At 36.0% G+C, this 21093-nt stretch carries 22 protein-coding genes; 9 read left to right on the top strand and 13 right to left on the bottom strand.

Features of this window, described 5'->3' with window-relative positions:
- Nucleotides 1–158: 158 nt before the first annotated feature.
- The 3 genes from FW768_RS20690 to FW768_RS20680 form a co-directional block, all read right to left on the bottom strand.
- Nucleotides 159–1235 carry a GNAT family N-acetyltransferase gene (locus tag FW768_RS20690; protein ID WP_153398670.1) on the bottom strand — a complete coding sequence of 359 codons (1077 nt, stop codon included), beginning with the start codon at nt 1233–1235 and terminating at the stop codon, nt 159–161.
- Complete coding sequence (locus tag FW768_RS20685; RefSeq protein WP_153398668.1) at nt 1232–2230, bottom strand: polysaccharide deacetylase family protein; 999 nt, start codon at nt 2228–2230, stop codon at nt 1232–1234. Before FW768_RS20685 ends, FW768_RS20690 begins: the two co-directional genes overlap by 4 nt.
- Before the next feature lie 70 nt (nt 2231–2300).
- Nucleotides 2301–4439 carry a S46 family peptidase gene (locus FW768_RS20680; protein WP_153398666.1) on the bottom strand — a complete coding sequence of 713 codons (2139 nt, stop codon included), beginning with the start codon at nt 4437–4439 and terminating at the stop codon, nt 2301–2303.
- 383 nt (nt 4440–4822) lie between these two features.
- On the opposite strand from FW768_RS20680, the gene FW768_RS20675 reads away from it, so the two are divergent.
- The gene (locus FW768_RS20675; protein WP_153398664.1) at nt 4823–5308 is read left to right on the top strand and encodes a copper resistance protein NlpE; all 486 of its coding nucleotides are present in this window, start codon (nt 4823–4825) and stop codon (nt 5306–5308) included.
- A 30-nt stretch (nt 5309–5338) separates the two neighbouring features.
- Here FW768_RS20675 and FW768_RS20670 read toward each other — a convergent pair whose 3' ends face one another.
- Entirely contained in the window at nt 5339–5983 is a 645-nt protein-coding gene (locus tag FW768_RS20670) for an MgtC/SapB family protein (protein WP_153398662.1), read from the bottom strand.
- A 231-nt stretch (nt 5984–6214) separates the two neighbouring features.
- Between FW768_RS20670 and FW768_RS20665 the strand changes: the two genes are divergently transcribed.
- The 8 genes from FW768_RS20665 to FW768_RS20635 all read left to right on the top strand — a co-directional run bounded on the left by FW768_RS20665 (nt 6215) and on the right by FW768_RS20635 (nt 10355).
- The gene (locus tag FW768_RS20665; RefSeq protein ID WP_153398660.1) at nt 6215–6613 is read left to right on the top strand and encodes an immunity 22 family protein; all 399 of its coding nucleotides are present in this window, start codon (nt 6215–6217) and stop codon (nt 6611–6613) included.
- Nucleotides 6614–6618: 5 nt separating this feature from the next.
- Nucleotides 6619–7179, top strand: a complete 561-nt coding sequence (locus FW768_RS20660) for a hypothetical protein (protein WP_153398658.1) — start codon at nt 6619–6621, stop codon at nt 7177–7179.
- A gap of 54 nt (nt 7180–7233) precedes the next feature.
- The gene (locus tag FW768_RS23575; protein ID WP_185152021.1) at nt 7234–7467 is read left to right on the top strand and encodes a hypothetical protein; all 234 of its coding nucleotides are present in this window, start codon (nt 7234–7236) and stop codon (nt 7465–7467) included.
- Nucleotides 7425–7703, top strand: coding sequence for a hypothetical protein (locus tag FW768_RS20655; protein WP_153398656.1), 279 nt, complete (start codon nt 7425–7427; stop codon nt 7701–7703). Before FW768_RS23575 ends, FW768_RS20655 begins: the two co-directional genes overlap by 43 nt.
- A 136-nt stretch (nt 7704–7839) precedes the next feature.
- Nucleotides 7840–8487, top strand: coding sequence for a DUF6000 family protein (locus FW768_RS20650; RefSeq protein WP_153398654.1), 648 nt, complete (start codon nt 7840–7842; stop codon nt 8485–8487).
- 19 nt (nt 8488–8506) lie between these two features.
- On the top strand, nt 8507–8818 hold the full coding sequence (locus tag FW768_RS20645; protein WP_153398652.1) for a hypothetical protein: 312 nt from the start codon (nt 8507–8509) through the stop codon (nt 8816–8818).
- A gap of 19 nt (nt 8819–8837) precedes the next feature.
- Nucleotides 8838–9569 carry a protein phosphatase 2C domain-containing protein gene (locus FW768_RS20640; protein WP_153398650.1) on the top strand — a complete coding sequence of 244 codons (732 nt, stop codon included), beginning with the start codon at nt 8838–8840 and terminating at the stop codon, nt 9567–9569.
- A 51-nt stretch (nt 9570–9620) separates the two neighbouring features.
- On the top strand, nt 9621–10355 hold the full coding sequence (locus FW768_RS20635) for a hypothetical protein (protein WP_153398648.1): 735 nt from the start codon (nt 9621–9623) through the stop codon (nt 10353–10355).
- A gap of 330 nt (nt 10356–10685) precedes the next feature.
- Here the strand turns inward: FW768_RS20635 and polA are convergent, their stop codons facing one another.
- The 9 genes from polA to FW768_RS20590 form a co-directional block, all read right to left on the bottom strand.
- Nucleotides 10686–13520, bottom strand: a complete 2835-nt coding sequence (polA, locus tag FW768_RS20630) for a DNA polymerase I (RefSeq protein WP_153398646.1) — start codon at nt 13518–13520, stop codon at nt 10686–10688.
- Nucleotides 13521–13730: 210 nt separating this feature from the next.
- Complete coding sequence (locus FW768_RS20625) at nt 13731–15500, bottom strand: hypothetical protein (protein WP_153398644.1); 1770 nt, start codon at nt 15498–15500, stop codon at nt 13731–13733.
- Between the two features lie 116 nt (nt 15501–15616).
- Nucleotides 15617–16021: a type VI secretion system tube protein TssD gene (gene tssD / locus FW768_RS20620; protein ID WP_185152020.1), complete on the bottom strand. Its 405-nt coding sequence runs from the start codon at nt 16019–16021 to the stop codon at nt 15617–15619.
- Between the two features lie 265 nt (nt 16022–16286).
- A complete protein-coding gene (locus FW768_RS20615; protein ID WP_153398640.1) occupies nt 16287–16973 on the bottom strand; it encodes a hypothetical protein in 687 nt (228 codons plus the stop codon).
- A 170-nt stretch (nt 16974–17143) separates the two neighbouring features.
- Nucleotides 17144–17575, bottom strand: a complete 432-nt coding sequence (locus FW768_RS20610; protein WP_153398638.1) for a tetratricopeptide repeat protein — start codon at nt 17573–17575, stop codon at nt 17144–17146.
- A gap of 83 nt (nt 17576–17658) precedes the next feature.
- Complete coding sequence (locus FW768_RS20605) at nt 17659–18114, bottom strand: tetratricopeptide repeat protein (RefSeq protein ID WP_153398636.1); 456 nt, start codon at nt 18112–18114, stop codon at nt 17659–17661.
- Between the two features lie 28 nt (nt 18115–18142).
- Complete coding sequence (locus FW768_RS20600) at nt 18143–18709, bottom strand: hypothetical protein (RefSeq protein WP_153398634.1); 567 nt, start codon at nt 18707–18709, stop codon at nt 18143–18145.
- A 13-nt stretch (nt 18710–18722) separates the two neighbouring features.
- A complete protein-coding gene (locus FW768_RS20595; protein WP_153398632.1) occupies nt 18723–20039 on the bottom strand; it encodes a PAAR-like protein in 1317 nt (438 codons plus the stop codon).
- 9 nt (nt 20040–20048) lie between these two features.
- Complete coding sequence (locus tag FW768_RS20590) at nt 20049–21092, bottom strand: hypothetical protein (protein ID WP_153398630.1); 1044 nt, start codon at nt 21090–21092, stop codon at nt 20049–20051.
- Nucleotide 21093 lies beyond the last annotated feature (1 nt).

The raw sequence follows: 21093 nt of genomic DNA, 5'->3' as shown, positions 1-21093 counted from the left end.
AATTTGGTAGTTTGAGATTCGGAATAAAGAATAGATAGACATTCGGGTTAAGAAAAAATATAAAAAATAAATCAAAAACAGGTTTTCTCCGATGGGAATACAAAAACTGCCACCTAATACCTAATACCTAATACCTAATACCTAATACCTAATACCTATTACGTCATCATACAATCGCCGTCGCCGTCTTGGTAGTGGGGATCAAATCCTTCAGGGAGGGCCTGTAAGAGTTGTTTATGAAAAAGATATTCGCGTTTAAAATCCCGTTCATAGATTTTTGGAAATGTGCCTGAATCCTTTATTTCATTATTGAGAGCTGGCTGATAGCTGGTCAATCCTTTTATTTTATTTTTAACAATGAAATAAGTTAAGAATTCTACAACATGGTCTAAATTATTATTTGAAAACAGGTATGGTATTTTTAAATATCCGTTGCGGAACTGCAGCAGGAAACAGGAAGAAAGCCTGTTGTTTTCATCATAGATTTTTATCCAGAAATATTTAAAAACCTCAGCAAAACTTGAAAAGAGATACCGATGATCCTTCTTACCCTCCAGAATCCATGGATGATCTATAAAAATATTGATTTCTTCAGCATTACGCTGGCTTGAAAACTCATTAATAAAACCGGCACTTTGTGCATCAATCCTGCTAAGAACCTCATACCGGAAATCAGGCTCTTTTACCCTTATATTTTTAACTGAAAGTACAGAATTGCCTATAACATCCATAAGCTGAAAAAGAGGCTTCAAAACTTTTGTTTCCGGCTTCTTCTCAGGAATAATACCCGTGGCATCTGTTCTGAAATAGTATCTTTTGCCTTCTTTTGGGAAAACATATTCGAAAATGCCCATGATTGTATACAAAGCTTCGGCTTCAGCAGTGAACTCCGTTATGGCAATCCGGCCTTCATATTCTTCACAAGCCTTTTTCAATAATTTTTTTGCCACTCTTTTTTTCCGGAATTCAGGATGCACATATAATGTACTCAGCCATGCGTAAGAAATTACTTTTTCTCCTGTGATAATGCTGTCGGGAAAACATCCTGCATACCCTGCCAGCCTATCGTTATAAAAGGCAAGGATAAGAAGGGTTTGCTCATCTGAAGATTTTGGATTTCTGATCTGGGATTCTGCACGATGCCTGGTAACCGGAAGAAAATCATACTGCTGAAAACCTCCGGAAGAGATCAATTCTTCCAGTTCTTTTCTGTTGAATGTTTTCAATTCTATCATTTTCTTACAATCGTATTTTTATTGATCAGCTTTTTCATTTTGAAATAAGCCGTTTCTCTTTTCAGAATTTTTTCGGTTCCCTCTCCTGTTTCCATGGGGATTCTCTGAAAATTTTTTGCTACACTGTCCAGTTTTACTCCTGCACATCCAAAACTGCAGAACAAGTCTTCATTTTTAAAGAGTTCATCAAAGAAGCTTTTACTTACCCCAAAATCAGTGAACGGAAAAGCAAAGCTTTCGTATAGAAAATTGTTTTCTTTAAGATAACTGAACGTGCGGTTGGTGGTTTCTAACTGATCGTTTAAAGAAAGTTTATAGTATAAAGGATGATCCCAGCTGTGGGATGAGATTCCGAAACCTTTTTGCGTCAATATCTTTAATTGTTCCGTGCTCAGATAAGGCTGATGCTCTTGCAAATACGCTCTAAAATCCAGTTCCAGTTTTTCGGCCAGCTGATCCAGTATTTCTCTTTCTTTATATTGTATTTGTAATACCTGCTGCTTTACCGCTTCTCTTTCCAGCTCTTCCAGTGAAAGCAGCGGATATATTTCAGGATTCAGTGTTCTCTTTTTTTCAAGAGTATCAACGATCAAACTTGCTTTACATCTGAACATCAGATCCTGGTTATCAATAAAGGCAGGATTGATAAAATTGCAAGCATAGATTCCTTTTCTTTCCAGTAGGGGAACTACAGTCTCATAAAAATCACTGAACCCGTCATCAAAGGTAAGCAGGGCAATCTTTTTCTTTGGCTTGAAATTTCCTCTGACAAAATCTTTAAATTCCGACCAATTGACAAACTGGAAGTGTTTTGAAAGAAAATCTAGGTCTTCTTCAAACTGGCGGGTATTTTTATATCTGATAATATGCTTAGTATGAGGCAGGTTTTCATCAGAAACGCAATGATAGACAGGCAGACAGTATTCCAGCGGAAAAGATTTTCCAATGTCTCCCGATTCAAAGGCTGCCAATAGATTGATGATCTTGTCTTTCATCCTGTAAAAATAAAAAAGAATCTATTCAAAACTCAATTCAAATAGATTCTTAAAGGTATGTTTTTAAAAATTATTTTATCACTTTCATTTCATCGATAAGCCATTTGGAATCGGCAAATTTTTCGATGATGAAAAGGATGTATTTGGTATCTACCATAATGTTTCTGCTGAAACGCGGATCAAAGTTGATGTCGCTCATTGTTCCCTCCCATTGTCTGTCGAAGTTCAACCCAACAAGGTTACCATAGGCATCAAGTGCCGGGCTTCCTGAGTTTCCTCCGGTCGTGTGGTTGGTAGCAGTGAATCCTACCGGAACATCACCTGTTTTATCTTTATAGATTCCGTAATCTTTTTTGTTGTAAAGATCGATCAGTTTTTTAGGAACATCAAATTCGTAATCTCCCGGAACATATTTTTCAATAACTCCCGCTAAATGGGTCTGGTATGCATAAGAAACGGCATCTCTGGGATTAGAACCTTTTACTTTCCCGTAGGTTACACGAAGCGTAGAATTGGCATCCGGGAAGAATTTTCTTTCTTTGTCCGTTTGCATCTGCTGGGCCATGAACGTTTTCTGAAGAACATCAATTTTCCCCTGAAGAGTGGTATACTGAGGATCTGCTGTCTTCATGTACGTTTCTCTCATGGTAAGATATAATTGGAAAACCGGGTCTTTTTTCAATGTTTTGATCAGCTTGTCCGGATTAGAAAATGCTTTATCAATATCTGCATTCAGGGCAGCACCGTTTACCTGTGTTCTTCCTGTAATGATTGAGTTCTTCGACATCTCCTCAACAAGCGGCATATTCTGATTTTCATCTTTATATTTGCTGAATCCTGCAGGGATGAACTGCGGAGCTGTTTTATTAACATACAATGCCAATAATTTTGCCGTTACTTTGGCATCCAATTCCGCACTGTAGTCTTTGTAGAATGAAGTCAGTTTTGTCTTTAATTTAGCCAGTTCTTTTTCATCCATTCTTCCTGCTTCTACTGATGCTATATAATCAAAATAATCACTAGCAAGTTTCAGGGTTTCAGCATTTTTCACCACTTCTGTGTAGTAGGCATTGTTCAGGGCATAAGGAGCCTGATCATTATACAGTTTGTTCAGCTGGTCAAGAGTCGATTTAACTTCATGATTCTTGGCTACCAGAGAACCTTCATACATTACTTTTTTCTCTACGGCACCGGATTTCTTCAATCCTTCTACTTCCCCGATCCATTTTTTCCAGTAATTGGCTACTGATGCATATTTTGATGAATATTTGATACGCGTTTCATTGTCTGTACGCATTTTTTCATCAAGTGTTTTCAAAGCAACTTCACGTACAGCAATTCTTGCAGGATCAATATCTGTCATGATCTTTTCTACTGCTACGGCAGGAAGATATTCTGTAGTTTTTCCAGGAAAACCAAACACAAAGGTAAAATCATTTTCATTTTTATCTTTTATGGAAACCGGAAGGTAATGTTTTGGAACGTAAGGAACGTTGTCCGCTGAATATTCTGCCGGTTTGTTATCTTTTCCTGCATAAATTCTGAAGATGGAGAAATCTCCGGTATGTCTTGGCCAAACCCAGTTATCTGTATCACTTCCAAACTTCCCGATGCTTTGAGGCGGAGCTCCTACCAAACGGATGTCTTTATAGGTCTCGATGGTATAAGCATAATATTTGTTGCCGTAATACATCGGCTTTACCGTAATCGACTGATATGATTCTATTTTTTGAGAATTCTTATAGATCTCAATATTTTTAGCGATCTTTTTAGCCAACTCGGGCTCTACAAGGTTATCTGTACCTTCTAAGATCTGATCGGTCACTTCTTTGATATCAACAATGAAGTCTACTTTCACTCCCGGATTCGGAAGTTCTCCCTGAGTATTTTTAGCCCAGAAACCATTGGATAATAGATCGTTCTGAACGGTTGAATGCGCCTGAATCTGACCATATCCACAGTGGTGGTTGGTTAATAATAATCCTTTTGGTGAAATGATTTCTGCGGTACATCCGCCGTTGAACTGCACTACTGCATCTTTTATGCTGGGCTTCTGTGTATTGAAAATATCTTTGGCAGAGATTTTCATTCCCAGATCCTTCATTTCCTTCTCATTCAATTCTGTAGGAATCCACATTCCTCCATATTGTTGTGCAAATGCCATTGCAGCCGGCAAAATAAATACGGATAAAAGTATCTTTTTTGTCATAATCAAAATTTTGCCCAATTTACGAAGAAAATTAAGAACATTGCCATTAAAAGACCGTGAAAATTCGCTTTGTGTGGTTTGAAGCGGGATGGGGAAGAAAGAGCAAAGATAATAGACGGATAGATGATAGACATTTGGGTTAAGACCATAAAAATGAATCAAGAATAGGTTTTTCCTGATGTGAGATACAGAACTGCCACCTATTACCTATTACCTATTACCTATTACCTGAAATCCCGCAGAGCTTACCCATAAAAGACCTTATTTCCATATAAAGACCTCGCAGACTTCCATCTTCCAACCCCCTTCTTCCTGCTTTCCTTATGGCGTAATTTTTGTTCACTAAGAGTAAGCTTAATATTAATATATTTAAATTACTTATCATGTTAAAAAGCAAAATGTTAATCCTTGGAATTGCATCTGCTGCATTTCTTGCATCATGTACAAAAGAAAAAACTACTGAAACAACAGCTCCTGCAACGGATTCTGCAACTGTTCAGACAACCCCCTCAGACAGTATCACTAAAGCGACACCTTCTGCACCGGGCGACACCTCAGAAAATGCACTGGACTGGCCCGGAACTTATGATGCAGTAGTTCCATGTGCTGACTGTCCGGGAATCAAGACTTCATTAACGCTCAACAACGATAAAACGTTCAGCATTACTGAAGAATATATTGATAGAAAGTCAAAATTTGATGACAAAGGTTCTTTTGAATGGGATTCAACAGGAAGCGTAATTACATTAAAAGGTAAAACCGCTAAATACAAATATAAAGTAGGTGAAAATATGCTTATCCAGCTGGATATGGACGGTAAAGAAATAGACGGACCTAACAAGGACCTGTATGTTTTCAAGAAAAAATAAAGGCTTGAGCCTTTATTTTTTTGTCTTATTTTAAAACTGGTAAGCGATTATTTTAGGGTCGTCAATCAAACTCTGAATTATTTTGTCGTGGTCCTTATTGTCTCCTGTCAGTTTCCAGGTCATAGAAAGGTTTTCCTTGGTATACTGAAGCTTAATTAACAGATATTTTAAATGATGATCTTCAAATACTTTTTCACAATACTTTATATCTTCCCGGCCTGAAACTGCTATTTTGTATTCCCTGATCTTGTGCCGGTTGTCTATAAACTCCTGAAGATAGATTAATGCACTTAAAATAAGCAGTACCAATGCTGTTCCCACCAAAGAAAGGTAAACATAGCCGGAGCCCACCGCCATTCCTATTGAAGCAGTTGCCCATATGGTTGTTGCCGTGGTGATTCCATCAATTTTATTATCTCCTTTAAAGATTACTCCTGCCCCTAAAAAACCTATTCCCGTAATGATATTGGCCGCCAGCCGGTCAGGGTTTTCTACTCCAATACGAATAGAAAGGACTGTAAACAAACAGGATCCGAAACATACCAGAATAAAAGTGCGCAACCCTGCCGATTTGTTCCGGTATTCCCGTTCTGCCCCGATCATGAGACCAAGGATAACTGAGATCAGTATCAGCAACAGTTCATTTTGGACGGAATGGTCCTGTAAAAATTCCATAGTATATAAAAAATTTAGCCAAAATAAAATTACAATAAAAAACGTTACTGCCCTACTTTGAAGGTACAGATTTCTATATCCGATTTAATTGAATATTTTTGTATCTGCAGAGTTTTATAACCCGGAAGATTTACTTCCTGATGAATATCAAAACGAAAGCCCGGATTTTGCACACTATTGTGGACGCCGAAATCCGGCACTATTAAAAATATTGTAACAAAAAAAGAATTTATGGATACAGAAATTTCACACTTCTGGCTGGGGTATTTTAGAAACGAAGAGGAGTTTTATAATTTTGTGGAAGAGGATGACGATTATTATATTGGTGAAGAATCTGATGACCAGTACGTTTCGAAATTTGCAGAATCACAGCATATCAACTGGTTTGATTATGATTTTTTAGAATATGGATTTGAAGATGAAAGACTGGGGATCTACGAAAAATTTTCGGAGTATTCTTACGCGGATGAATGGCTTCCGGTCATAGAGCGTAAAATTAATGAGCTTGGTATGGATACCCCTGTTAATGCCATTATTTTCGCCAGCAGATTTGCCATTCCGAAACCGGTTTCAGTGGAAACGGATGATTATTCCCTGCATTATATGGGAGAAATTGAAATTACTGTTTAGTTCTGATGAACAGAAAACCAATAAAGGATCATGAAAACTTGCTGCATGCTTTCATGATCCTTCTTGATCAAGGGGTGATTAAAACCTCTGCTATTTCCTTATGGGCTGATTCCGTTTTGGCGTCTGAGGATGAATCTGAATATGCATTCATTGAGCTTTCCACCATCAGAAACGGATATGATATGCTGCAGTTACTCCGTAAAAATTCCGAAAATGCAGATCCTGAAATTGTTTCCAGAGCCCTTCTTGGAATACTATATCATGAACTTCTGAAAGGAGAAATATCCCCGAAAAAAGCAGCTGATATTGCTACCCATATTTCTTACGAAGAAAGCCTTACTTCTGACGAACAGTTCTTACTTTACCGTTATTACGAATACAGGGAAATCAACCTTAATGAAACTGATGAAGCGTTGAAACTCTACCAATATCATTTTCTTACTTTGCTTGAGATTTATCAGGACTTTCATTTGGAAAATGATGAAAAATGGCCTGAAATTAATGAAAAATTAAAAATAAATCTTGAGGAAAAACTTGAAATGATTAAACAGCAGCATCCTTACTGAAATTGATATCGTTTCCATTAAAATTTTAATTATCTTAGTCTGAATTAATTAACCATGAAAAAACTGTTGTCTCTTTTTCTGATGCTTCAGGCGATGTGGCTGTCTGCTCAACAGGAATGTTCGCTGAAGTATGTATATCATACGGATAGTCTTCAGAATCAAGGAATAGTCAGGCTGTCTGTAACCAATATTGGTTCTAAAAAATTAAGATCAATAAAAGCTTTTCTTCTTACAGAATGCAGCTTGTGGACATTCACGAGAAAAGTCCCAATCCCGGTGTTGCCATAAAACATACCGCCGATGTAGACTGCATTAACTGTATTAAAAAGGTAAAGAAACTGAAACCCGGGCAAACCTATACTTATTCTATTCCTATAAAAGAAACGATACAGTACCGCCACCTTATATTCGGAAGAACATATCGTTTCAAATTGTGGTTTGATCTTATTGATATGACACCGGAAAACTGTTTCAAACATGATTTTACCAGCGATGAAATTATATATGAAAGAATAACCAGATAAGAAATCGTTCATTCTGTAACCTGTCTCAATACCTGAATCTTCACCATGAATAAAAGAATGGTATGTTGTAGCAGAGAATATATTTATTTTATTATTTTAGCACCAATTCTATATGAACGAAGATCTTCAAAACCAAATGTATTTACACTCCGCGGGAGCTACTGTAAGACATTCATCTATATTTACCCATCTGGAAAGCTATAAAAATGATTTCACACTAAGCCAGGAGTTCATTGATAAATGGGTAATTCCTTTCTATATGAAAATACGATATACTTCCGGTTCCTGGACTGAAGAATTAAAACAGCTCAAAGACGAAATTACAGAAGAAGTAATATTGGCTCTTTTGGGTGACTTCAACTGGCGGACCAGAACGGTAGGCGCTTATCTTTCGGCTCTAAAAAACTACGAAAATCATATTGATATCATTGGCACTCATTTTCTTAAAAGTGAAGTATGTTATGCTGGTGATCTTTATGCTCTTATCCTAGCTTTTTATAATAATGAAAAGAGTATGGAATATCTTGATCAGTATCTGACTTATTATCTGCAACAACCTCATCTTGATTTTGATCAGGAAAGTGTTCTAGAAACTGTTGCCTATCTCGATCAGTTTAATAAAACCAATCATCTTTTAAAATATACGGATGACTGGGAAAACATGACAGAATATAGAAACAGAGGATCTAAAACCGATGAATCATTTGAAATACAAGCCTCTGATATCAGTCGCATATCTGCACAGATCCAGCTACTGAAAGAACTTCAGGAATACTGCCGATAACTATTTTAATAAAGATACTATGGCTATAGCAAAAAAAGGCCTCCGCAAAATTGTTGTGGATGACAAAATTTTTTACTGGAAAATAAGAAAAGCGGTTTCACATAGAGAAAGCCATGATTCGGATTACGGGATTCCTGTACAGCATGAAAGCGAAGGACACCTTCTTCTGATCTATACAGGTTTCTGCAGATCCGGATATTATGGAAGAATGCCTATGAAAATCACTCCACATCTGATCCGATCCAAAATAAAAGAAGCCATCAAACAGGGATGGAAGTATGACCAGCCAGGAAATGCTGTAGAACTGGTCGACGGAAAACTCATCATATAACAGCAATTTAATATTATTTATGAACATTTATTCCGCTTTACAAATCGGAGACTATCATACCAACCAATGTGAGGACCATCTGGTGATCAGAAAAACAGCTTCAGACAAAATTATCTGTGCCGTTATGGATGGATGTTCCACGGCTTTGGAAAGTCATTTTGCTTCTGTATTAACAGGAAAAATAATAAGAAAGGCTGCTATTGAAAAAAGCTATAAGGACTTATATGAAGCGGCTCCCACAAGCATAGACGAAGAACTTAAAGAAATCATACAAAGTATTTTTGAAGAAATGTCTTTTGCAAAAAAGCAGTTAATGCTGGATGAAAAAGAATTGCTAACCACTCTTATTATCCTGTTTTATAATTTCAAAGAAAATAAAGGCGGTGTTTTAACCATTGGAGACGGTGTCATTTGCATCAACGGGGAAATAACGGAATATGACAGAGATAATAAACCTGATTATTTAGCTTATCATCTTCATGAAGATTTTAATGACTGGTATTTCCGGCAGCAACAGAAAATATTTTTTGAAGATCTGAAAGATATTTCTATTGCCACAGACGGAATCCTTACTTTTACCCAAGTTAAAAAAGCGAATACTGAGGATAAGATCAATTTTGCCCAATACCTGATGACAGATCTTACCTATAGTGAGACTGAAGAAATGCTGAACAGAAAGCTTAAACATCTGGAACAGCACTACGGTGTAAAACCTACGGATGACCTTGCTATGATCAGAATGATCCTATAGATAATTAACAAAATAAAAGCTAGATTTGTATCACTTACAAAATAAATACCCTTGAAAAAAATCCTTCCCATACTGGCTTTCTGCCTTCTGTTCCTCTATTCATGTCGTAAAAATGAAAAACTGGCAGTCCCACATTCCAAAACGAATTCTGTAAAAGTGATAAAAAAAGATACTACGATTGCTAGTTCCGAACTTCCAACTGAATCCTTCAAAACAGCTGTTAAAGCTGAAGATCTGGTTCCCAACGGCTATGAAATACAATATGATACGGAAGGTGATCTTAACCAAGACGGTCTTTTGGATAAAGCAATGGTCCTAAGAAAAAAAGATGATTCACTAAGCGAAAGAAAGATGATCATCCTGCTGAGAAATGCAGACAAAACCTACAGGCTGGACAAAACATCAGACAAGGTATTTCCTGCGGAATACAATGAATACGGATATAAAATGCATGATCCGGAAGACATCAGCATTACGAAAGGAGAGCTGCATATCAATTTGTACGACATCGGCCCCAACGGAAACATGTTCAATAAATTCAAATATCTGAACGGCGCTCTGATCCTTACTTATGTGGAAACGTATAATATGGGAGCAGGCTCTCATTCTGCATTATATTACGAACCGATGAAAGGAAAAGTAATCCATGAAACAGTGAACACTATGGAAGAAGATATGCCTTCTCAATCGAAAACCATTCTTCTAAAAAAAGAACAGTATCTGTTTGAGAAAACCTCACCGGAAGAAGTGGTTATCAAAGTTTATAATATGATTTATCATGAATAGAGCCCTTTTATAGAATCAATCATCTATTCCTTTATATTATAAAAAACTACCACAAAAAGGGGATTTTACAGATTATGAATACTTCATACCTTTAAACTGTATTTTACATCATACATTTTGATTCTAAAATACATAGGCGAACCTGAAAAAGAGGGTAAGACCATCAGATGAAAAAATAATTCCTCACAGGAAACTGTGGGAAATGAGAGAAGACCTGAATTTGGTCTTCTTTTTATTATTATAATCAGTATGAAAACAAAATATGCTGATAAAAAAACTTCCGCCTACAGACGGAAGTTTTATTTATTATGAAGATATGATCATTTTATATTAATGAGCTTCCAACCAGTTATTCCCCACTCCTACTTCTACCAGTAAAGGAACCTGTGTTTCCAGCGCGCTTTCCATTTCTTTTTTAATCAGTACTGAAGCGGTTTCAATTTCCTCAACAGGAGATTCAAACACCAATTCGTCATGAACCTGAAGAAGCATTTTGGTTTTCAGTTTCTGTGCTTCCAGTTCTTTATCAATTTTAATCATTGCAAGCTTTACAACATCTGCTGCACTTCCCTGAACTGGGGCGTTAACGGCATTTCTTTCGGCATGACCTCTTACCACGAAATTATTGGAGTTGATATCTTTTAAATGTCGTTTTCTACCCAGAATAGTTTCCACATATCCCAGCTGGCGGGCTTTATTTACCTGTTCCGCCATATATTCTTTTAATTTCGGATAGGTTTCAAAATAAGCTTCGATCATCTGTTTGGCTTCAGTTCTGGATAGTCCGGTCTGTTCCGCCAGGGCAAATGCTCCCTGTCCGTAAATAATTCCGAAGTTCACTGTTTTAGCCTGACTTCTCTGGGTTTTTGAAACTTCTTCTAAAGGAATTTTAAAGAGTTTGGCAGCTGTAGATGCGTGAATATCCTCTCCGTTCTGGAAAGCTTTGATCATATTTTCTTCTCCTGAAATTTCGGCAATCAGACGCAGCTCGATCTGTGAATAATCCGCCGAAATAATCTTTTTCCCTTCTCCCGAAACGAAAGCACCCCTGATCTGCTGTCCGCGGAGTGTTCTGATCGGAATATTCTGAAGGTTAGGATTTACACTTGCCAGACGGCCTGTTGCAGCTGTTGTCTGGGAGAAATTGGTATGTACTCTCTGATCTTCTTTATCAATCTGTGAAGGCAGTGCGTCTACATAAGTCGATTTCAGTTTCTGGTAGGTTCTGTATTCCAGAATGTGTTTGATAATTTCATGTTTTGAAGCCAGTTTCTGAAGGACGTCTTCAGAAGTCGCATACTGCCCGGTTTTGGTTTTTTTGGCTTTCGGATCAAGCTGCATTTTTTCAAATAGAATTTCACCTAATTGTTTTGGTGAGTTCATATTAAATTCTTCTTCTGACAGCTCAAAAATTTTGGTTTCCAGCTGTTTCAGATCGTTTTCAAGATCTATGCTTTCCTGGGCCAGCCATTTTTCGTCAAGTGAAATTCCGGTCAGTTCCATTTTAGCCAAAACTTCCATCAGCGGCATTTCTATTTTGAAGAAAAGATCTTCTAAGTTTTCCTTTTTAAGCTGTGGAGCGAAAAGCTCGTATAGCTGGAATGTTACATCGGCATCTTCTGCAGCATAATCGGTTTGGGTTCTCAGATCTGCATCTCTGAAATTCCCCTGCTTTTTGCCTTTTTTACCAATAATGGTTTCAATGGAAACGGGTTTATAGTTCAGATATACTTCCGAAAGATAGTCCATTCCGTGTCTTCCATCCGGATTCAGCAGGTAATGAGCGATCATGGTATCAAACATGGCTCCTTTTACCGTAATATCATATTGTTTTAAGATTTTATAATCGAATTTCAGGTTGTGGGCGATCTTCAGCAGGTCTTCCTTTTCAAAAAACGGTTTAAAAATTTCAAGGGTCTGCAATACTTCCGCCCTGTTTTCTGATAAAGGAATATAGTAAGCCAGTCCTTTTTTATAGGAGAAACTCATTCCCACCAGTTCAGCTTCCAGCTCATTCAGGGAAGTGGTTTCTGTATCGAAACAAACGGCTCTCTGTTTTAATAAATTACTGACCAGCATTTTCTGGGCTTTCGGATTATTGACAAACTGATACAAATGATCATTCTGTTCAATGGTAGATTTGGTAGAAGTGGCCTGTTCCAGTTCCTCAAAATTGGCAAAAAGATCGAGCTGCATTACCTGTCCTTTTACTTCTGTACCAGAGGCAGTCTGTTTTACCTCAACTTCACTTACTACTACGGTTTCGGCTGCTGCCGGAGCAAATGCCCTGTACAGGTTTTCGTATAGTCTTCTGAACTCTATTTCGTCAAAGACTTCTTTTACTTTCTCAAAATCAGGAGTTTCAAGATCGTACTGTTCCTGATGAAACTCTACGGGAGCATCACAGATAATGGTTGCCAGCTTTTTGGATAAGATTCCACGTTCTGCCGAAGCTTCTACTTTTTCTTTCAGTTTTCCTTTCAGCTGATCTGTGTTGGCCAGCAGGTTTTCAATACTTCCGTATTCTTTAAGAAATTTCATGGCTGTTTTTTCTCCAACTCCGTCAAGTCCGGGAATATTGTCTACGGCATCTCCCATCATTGCCAGATAATCGATCACCTGTTTCGGGTCTTCAATTTCATATTTCGCTTTGACTTCGTCAACCCCCAGAATTTCGATATCACCACCTTTTAGTCCCGGTTTATAGATCTTAATTTTATCAGTAACCAGCTGGGCAAAATCTTTATCCGGGGTTACCATAAATGTAGTGTAACCTTCTTTTTCTGCTTTGCAGGCAATTGTTCCGATCACGTCATCTGCTTCATAACCTTCTACTCCCAATATCGGAATATGCATTGCTTCCAGAATTCTGTGGATGTATGGAACGGCAATTTTAATTGCTTCAGGAGTTTCACTTCTGTTGGCTTTATAGTCTGAAAAGTCTTCTGTTCTCACGCTGGCCTGGCCTACGTCAAAAACAACGGCAAGGTGGGTGGGTTTTTCCCTTCTGATTAATTCGATCAGGGAGTTGGTAAAACCGAAAACAGCAGAAGTATCCAGTCCTTTGCTGGTCAATCTCGGATTCCTGATCAGTGCGTAATATCCTCTGAAGATCATCGCATAAGCATCGATGAGAAAGAGTCTTTTATCTTGTGTTGCGTCCATATTGTCTATAATGAACAAATATAAGAAAATAGGGGTATAAGTTGGTAGGTCTGCCGGATTTCAGGTGAGAGGTTTTAGGGAAGAGGTTTTAGGTTATCGGTGGCAGGTAGCAGCTCTGCACTCACATCAGGCAAAACCTATTTTTGATTCATTTTTATGGTCTTACCCCAAATGTCTATCATCTCTCTGTCTATTATCTTTTTTCTGTCACTAAAGCCTATTTCCATTCACTTCCAGTGAAAACAACTCAAACGTTTCAATTTCCGGCAGAGGCGAGATCTTTTTTACGCCTTCTTTTTTGTATGATTTCGGGAGCTGGGGATCTGATTCGGAGTTTTCAAATTCGGCAACATATTTTCCGGTACTGAGATTATAGTCTATACTTGAATAGTGGGAAGCATCTCCTGAGCGTGACTCTGCGCCAATCAGATAAAATCCGTTGTTCTGGTATCTGTATTTATGTACTGCACCACCTCTAAGGAAATCATGATTAATGACAAGCAGTCCTTTTTTGATCTCTATTCCGGTAAAAAATACATTATTCATGTTTTCTCCCGCTACAGCATCACTGCTTTCTGCAGCCATCGTGTATTGACCGTCCGGCTGTTTTAAAAGGATCCTGAGAATTCGTTTTTCATTTCGCTCATGCTTAAGAAGCTTTTCCTGCTCATAGACCAATACCGCATCTTCCAGTCCGTCTTTATTAAGATCTCCTGTAGCAAGGGTATCCAACTTTTGTTGTGAGGGTAAGAAATCCTGCCATTTTGCAGATCTCAGCTTCCTGTAGTCTGTTGTTTTGGGCTGGGTTTCGTTTTTCTGTTTTAGGGCTAAGAGATAGTCTTTGTAAAGGTTTTCAGCGGTTGGTTTATATTGCCGGAGCAACACCAGGTTTTCCTGATAAATGGCTGGTGTAAGGCTGTTTTTACTATTTTCATCGCCTGGTTTATAATAGGTAAAATGACGTGTAATGGTTCCTCCTGACCCGTCTCCATATATTTCTTTACGGCTTACCCAATTATTCTGGCTATCATATTTATATTCTCTACGGATCACAAATGGTTTAGCCTTTTCTTCATCTTGTGTTTCCTGTATACAGTCTCCTTTTTCATTGTATTGATATACTTTCCGCTGCATAAAATCATCGGGTATTTTGCTGAAGTAGCCGTAATGATCAGAGACCAGCAGACCTTTGTCATTGTAGGTATAACGGTGCCCAAAGTCGGAAAGTTCCGATCCGCTGTATACATAACGCTCTTCTGTTAATTTTCCATCCTCATATCTGTACCAGGTTCCTCTTCCCGAATCATAAACATCATTTCCATGATAGTAAAAGCTTACTTTATTTTCCGGATTTCCTTTCTGTACAAACTCAAAGGTAAGGTCGTGATTATCGTCGTTATCAGAGAACGTTTTCTTTTTAACATCCGTTCCTTTGGAAAGATTTCTGTCCCATTCAAAAGGTACAAATCCTTCAGGAATTCTGAATTTCTTCAGATCTATGGATTCGTGGGTCTCCCGGTGGTATATTTCACCATCTGCAAACCATCTGATCTCATTGGTTTTGCTGCCGTAGTCGTAGATATAATAGTATGACCATTTTTCATTTTCAAGATCACCGCTGAGCCTCTTCCTTCCATTGGAATCCTGATCTTCAAGGCTTATTTTTAATTCCTTGTTATCCTGTTTATTGTAAAGTCTGGTAAGAACGGGGCTTTCAGTATTCTGATCCGGATAATAATATTCGCTTCCCGTACTGTATGGTGATACTTCCCTGATCTTCCGTCCTTTTTTATCGTATTCAAAATAGGATTTCAGTTCTTTTTTTTCTTCGGAGTAATCCTGTTTGGAGATTGACATCGTTTTTACAGGACCGTGGAAGATATACTCGGGATCAACTGCTGTTTTCTGACCCAAAAAATCAGTAGGGAGTATAAAAAAAACAATGAAAGTAAGGGTTGTGATTAAGGTATGCGTTTTCAAAGTTATTTCTGATTGTATGATATAGGCAAAGCTACAAAGATTTACTCAGGGGATAAAAAAGCAGGATAGTGAATTACTATCCTGCTTAGTTGTTATTTTAATAAAAGACTGTGGACTTATTTACCTGGCCATAATCCTTCGTATTTGGAACCTCCAAAGCCGATGATTTCTGCGCTTACTACAAAACTGATTAACATGCTGTTGCTGTCTACAGCGTCGAAATCTACTTCATGCTGGATTACATATCCGTTTTCCCAGTTCAAAGTGATCAGAGTTCCTTCTTCGTGTGATTTGTTGAAGGTAACCTCTCCTGTTGTAGGTTTATATTTTCCGTTTAATAAGCTTTCTAAAATATCAGATTTTTCAGTAGCTTCTACTGTAACTTTGATCAATGCGTTAGAAGGGTCTGACGCTACACGTCCCGAAACATCTGTAGATCTTGATACGCTGTAATTCAGTTTTAATAATTTCTGACCTTCTCCTCCATTAAATTTTAAGATTCCTCTTGAATTTGCTGCCATGATTGGTGAATTTTAAAGTGTTTATATATTGTGAATAGTGATTGATTACAGAGCAAAGATAGGCCTCAGCTCTTCAATGAAAAAGTTTTAGAATACAAATCTGAAAAATTGTAGTAATACTACGATTTGGTGTCGTAATTCTACGACTTTTGATTTAACATAATGGATCAATGGCTGTTGGGAAAGGGATTATTCGTTCTTTTTAAATTGGAAATAGTATTATTTTACACTAAAATAAAACATCTCTTTTGGTAAATAAGCTGTCTTAATGATTGTCAAAATAATAAAATAAAAATTGTATGAGTAAAAAAAGAATTAAAAAAAATAATCCAATACCAAATACAAAGACTTGCCATGGTTCCATCTTATTGATGATTGAATACTTTATTTTATCCCCTTTTAAAACATACACCCCAAAATTTGGGAAAACATTAATGTTTATAATGTTTTTCAGTTCTTTTTGATTGAAATTCTCTCGAATATAGGGCATTAAATATTTAACAAATTCATCCAATTCTTCAATATCTTTTTCTGAAGAAAACGGCGTTAAACCTGTGTTACCTACTCTAATTTTAATAATATCTTTGTTTGTTATAAAGGTTAAATAACGAAAGCCTGCATTTCCCAAATTTTTAATCATCTTAATATCAGCCAAATTAAAAATATATTGTAGGTTTTGAAATTTTATAGTAAGATTTTCATTATTTATTACAACCACCCACTCTTTTGCTTGTATACGTTTTGCAAGCTGTTTTAAAATAAGCATACATCCCGAAAGAGTTAAGAAGGCTGCAAAAAGCAATGGATATAAAAAATGAATTTTTGGAAGCAACATATTTGTGAGTGCAAGAGTTCCAATCATTACAATTAATCCTGGAAGAATTAGGTTTAAAGCTAATTTAAGTTCTGTTTTTGTGTCTAATCCTTCAAATCTGAACTCTTTACTTTTCATTGATTACAATTATGTTTTCAAATCTCTATATGATATAAGGATAGCTTCTCATTCTTATAAAAAAGACCTTTTTCAGATCTTCTACTTTTGAGAATTCTAGATTTCAAGTTTTATTTTCTAATTAGGATTCATATTTCAAAATATACTCCAAAACATATATTGAAACAACATTATTTCATTTTTGTCTCAAGTTCTTTCAGATTATTTGAACTCGTTATATTCCCCAATTCTGCTGCCTTTTTCCAATACTTTTTTGCATTTTCTATATCATTGAGCTTAAAATAAGCAACTCCTAAATCATTTAATGCAAACTTTGAATCATTATCATTAAGGCCAATCTTACTTATGTATTTTTCAAACTTAGAAATTGCTTTTTGAGGATCTCCGGATTCAAGATAAATCGTTCCGGAATATTTTAATGCTTCAACATTGTCCAATTGTTCAGCTTTTTCAAAATAAAATAGAGCGTCATTGTATTGTTTCTGGTTATAATATTCCACTCCTTGATCAAAAAATTTTTCATTGTCATTCTTAAACAAAAAAAGATAGGCCATTCCCCCTAGTAATATAACCACACCCAATATTGCAATTAGTTTTTTCATAATATTAAAATTCCTAAAAATAAATAAACAGTAAGTGTAATGGCTTATTGCAGAGGCTGAAACATTTATTCCAATATGAGCTCTTATTTGCTTCGGATATGTTCTAAAGAATCCAAAATCTGAAGATTCCTTTTACTATCTGGATTTCCCAATTTCTGTGCTTCCTGTAAATACAATTTTGATTTATTCAGGTCTCCTTTTTGCATGTAGCATATTCCAAGAGAATTGGATATTTTATCATAATACCCTTCTTTTTCGCCTATTTTGTTATTATAAGCTTCCTGCAAATTATTTATAGCATTTTCAAAATCCTGTTTTTCTAAATAAGAAAACCCCAATGGAGCTGATATATCTGGAAATTTATTTTTATCCACGCGGTTGAGATAAAAAATTGTCAGATCATACTGTTTATTTTCATACGCAGTCCATCCATCTTTATAAAATTTAGTATCATTATCTGTAAATAACTTATATTTCACAATAACGGCTAATAGCAATAAAACTATAACCAGAATAATGATTTGCAGTATTTTTTTCATAAAATATTTTAAATAATCAGTTTTGAAATTACCAGAAAAGTAAAATTATAAAATACAATATATCTAAAAAGAACAATATTGCCAAAGTTTTATGCTGTGTAACTCCACCTAAATAATCTATGAGCCAACCAGAACCAAATGCATAAATCAAAAAAACAATTAGCAGATAAAAAAAATATTTTTCTTTCACGTACTGAAATATATCTGAGTAATAAGCAACGTTTTTTCTCTCATTATTTAAGCTAAAAAAGGGTTTTTCATTATCATTATCCGGCTTGCTCGAATCTATATAAAATGAAAGATGATTTTCACTTACAAAAGCTTCATTCTTTAAAGCAACCCGCCAGTTGGTGATCACCCCTCTATACTCTCTTTTATATTGTATTAATTTAGAATCTTTTTTTACAAAAAAATAAATTCGCCTTTTACTTGCATGCTTATCAATATATAGCTTTACCCTACTATTTTCTTTTGCTATAATAGGCATTTCACTAATAAATTGTAGTTTAGAGCTAATATCAAGCACTTTAGAATAACAAAAAATGGAAATAATTATTGGAAATAAGAGAATGAGTACAAAAAGAATATTTTTCATGAAGTTAATGTTATTAATCTTTTCCTGCCAATACAGTTATCTTAGCTCGTGCAGCCGCTTCTTCGTTAAGCATAGCATTGTTCAGGTCTTTTATTTGAGAAGCTAAAGCCCAGTTTGATGTAGCTCTGAATATATCAATACCTAAATTAATACCTAATCCTTTCAGTAAACCATTTATTCTTAAAACACCACCACCGAAAGTTTCTTTAACACCAGTAGCCATATTACTTCTCAAAGAGTTATTATATTGGGTACCATATACAGATGTCACATTTGTGGTTGAAGCATTTGTAGTATTAGGAGTGACTCTAATATTGGAATTGGTTTCACTGATTTGAATTCTGCTTGCACCAACACTGGAGTTGGGTAATTGATTATTAACTGAGACAGTTGTATTTGTAACTGTAGTTCCCGGAGGAGTAACATTCCCTGAATTATCAGCTATAAAAACCCTATTTTGTGAGAATGTAGAATTACTTGCAGTGGTACTATTATATCCGGAAATTTGTCCATTTGCGATATCTTTGCCTGAGCCCATTCCATCAGACATTGCTCCGTATAATTTATCTGTAGCTTCTCCCATTTCAACATTTTCCTGTCTATTATTTAGACCATAAGCTTCACCTGTTACATAGTTTTCAAAACCGCTAATCTCTTTAAGCCAATCATATCCGAAATTTACTCCATATGACATTACAAAAACGGAAAATACACTGATTCCCTGTACAGCTGCTGAAGTTACACCATATTCTATACCTGTTAATATCACGGTACTTACGCCGCTTACAACAGCGGTAGCCAAAGCCGTAGCAAGATAAGAAACACAAATAACAGCTCCAACTGTTAATACCGTTTCTGCTATAACTTTATCCGTAAATTCATCAGCAGCCTTTTCCGAATACAAAATCATAACATTTCCCCCTAACCGGCATGGTATCATTGAATTTTCTAATAAAGGATGGTTTCCCACTGTCAGAACATCTTTATCATAGGGCGTCCAACCTTTTAATAACATCCCACAAATTGATGGCATCATTGCAGCTCTTAAACCTACTCCTGCACCAACTGCAGCTCCTACAGCAACAGTCAAAGCACCACCTGTCACTACAGAACCAGCTACTAAAACTGCAGCAATTGCAGCCCCTAATATTGCTCCTCCAATAACCATTTTTGCACACATAAAGTTTCCTCCGGGACGATCGTCTGTTGTAGCTTTGAGATAACCACCAGCAATAGTCACTGTACTTTGGCTTGTAACTTTTATCTGCTGTTTTTTCATTCCATCCGAGCAGACTAACCATGCTCCGTCAGGTACATATAATTTACTCATTGTTTTATTTTATGTGGGATTTATAATATGTTCCATTAAATGACTATAACTATTACTTGCCTGCTCTTTGATTTTAGAATGACAGAATAACATTTTACCTTTTTCAATATCATAATGATATTCTATAGACCAAGTAAGTAGATAATTATAACCTTCTTTCAAAAACTCTCTTAATTTAGTATTATAAAGCTCTCTTAAATGTTCATTTTTTTCAGGATGAGATTCAGAATAAAATTTTAGTTTAGCAATGTTACCCTCTTTTTCTATTTTTCTTTTTATCGTAGTGTTCACTTTTTCACTATTGAAAATTTGGGAATTATATTTTTGTTCTCCTAATTGAATAAACTCTCCTGCTTCATTATATTCCTGGAAAACTTCATTAAAGAACAGATTATAGAGGATATTATTTTTTATGAGTGGTAAAGTATTACTAAAATCTTTATCTCCTCCTTCTAACATATTTTTTTCCTCCAATGTATCACCCATTTCAGATTGCAATTCTTTTCTAAGGGTTTCCCACTCTGATTTTATCTCGGACTGATTAGAAATAGCCTTAATAGATCCTTGAGGAGCTAATTCCACAACAAGATTTTCAATTGGCTTATTAAATCTCTGCATATATTCGGTCAATTGGCGATACATTGATTTAATATATTTTATTTGATGTTTTGTTTGTTGAACATTACCATAAAAAACATCTTGTTTTCCTGTCTTTTTAAATTCCCAGACAATTTCGGTTTCAGAATCAATCATACTGCTTCCTGAAACTTGCATATCAATTTTTTGTAAAATCTTATAGCTCGCTTCAACCTGCTTTTGAACCAAATTAACAATATTTGGTGATTCCCGTTGTTTTTTTATTTTCCTTAAATTTTCAGCAGAATCTGGTATAATCAATTCGTTGACCCATGATGCAACTGTAAGATCTTTTCTAATCCATTCATGGGGTTGAGAATTAGCATTATGAAATTCTATCAGGACTGTTAAATCTATTCCTAAATCTATTGCAATATCAGAAATACTATCTTTTTCTCTTAATTGAATTTTATTCATT

The organism is Chryseobacterium vaccae, assembly GCF_009602705.1.
Taxonomy (GTDB): domain Bacteria; phylum Bacteroidota; class Bacteroidia; order Flavobacteriales; family Weeksellaceae; genus Chryseobacterium; species Chryseobacterium vaccae.
The sequence above is the reverse complement of the archived record's forward strand: the minus strand, read 5'-3'. Positions and strand labels throughout refer to the sequence as shown.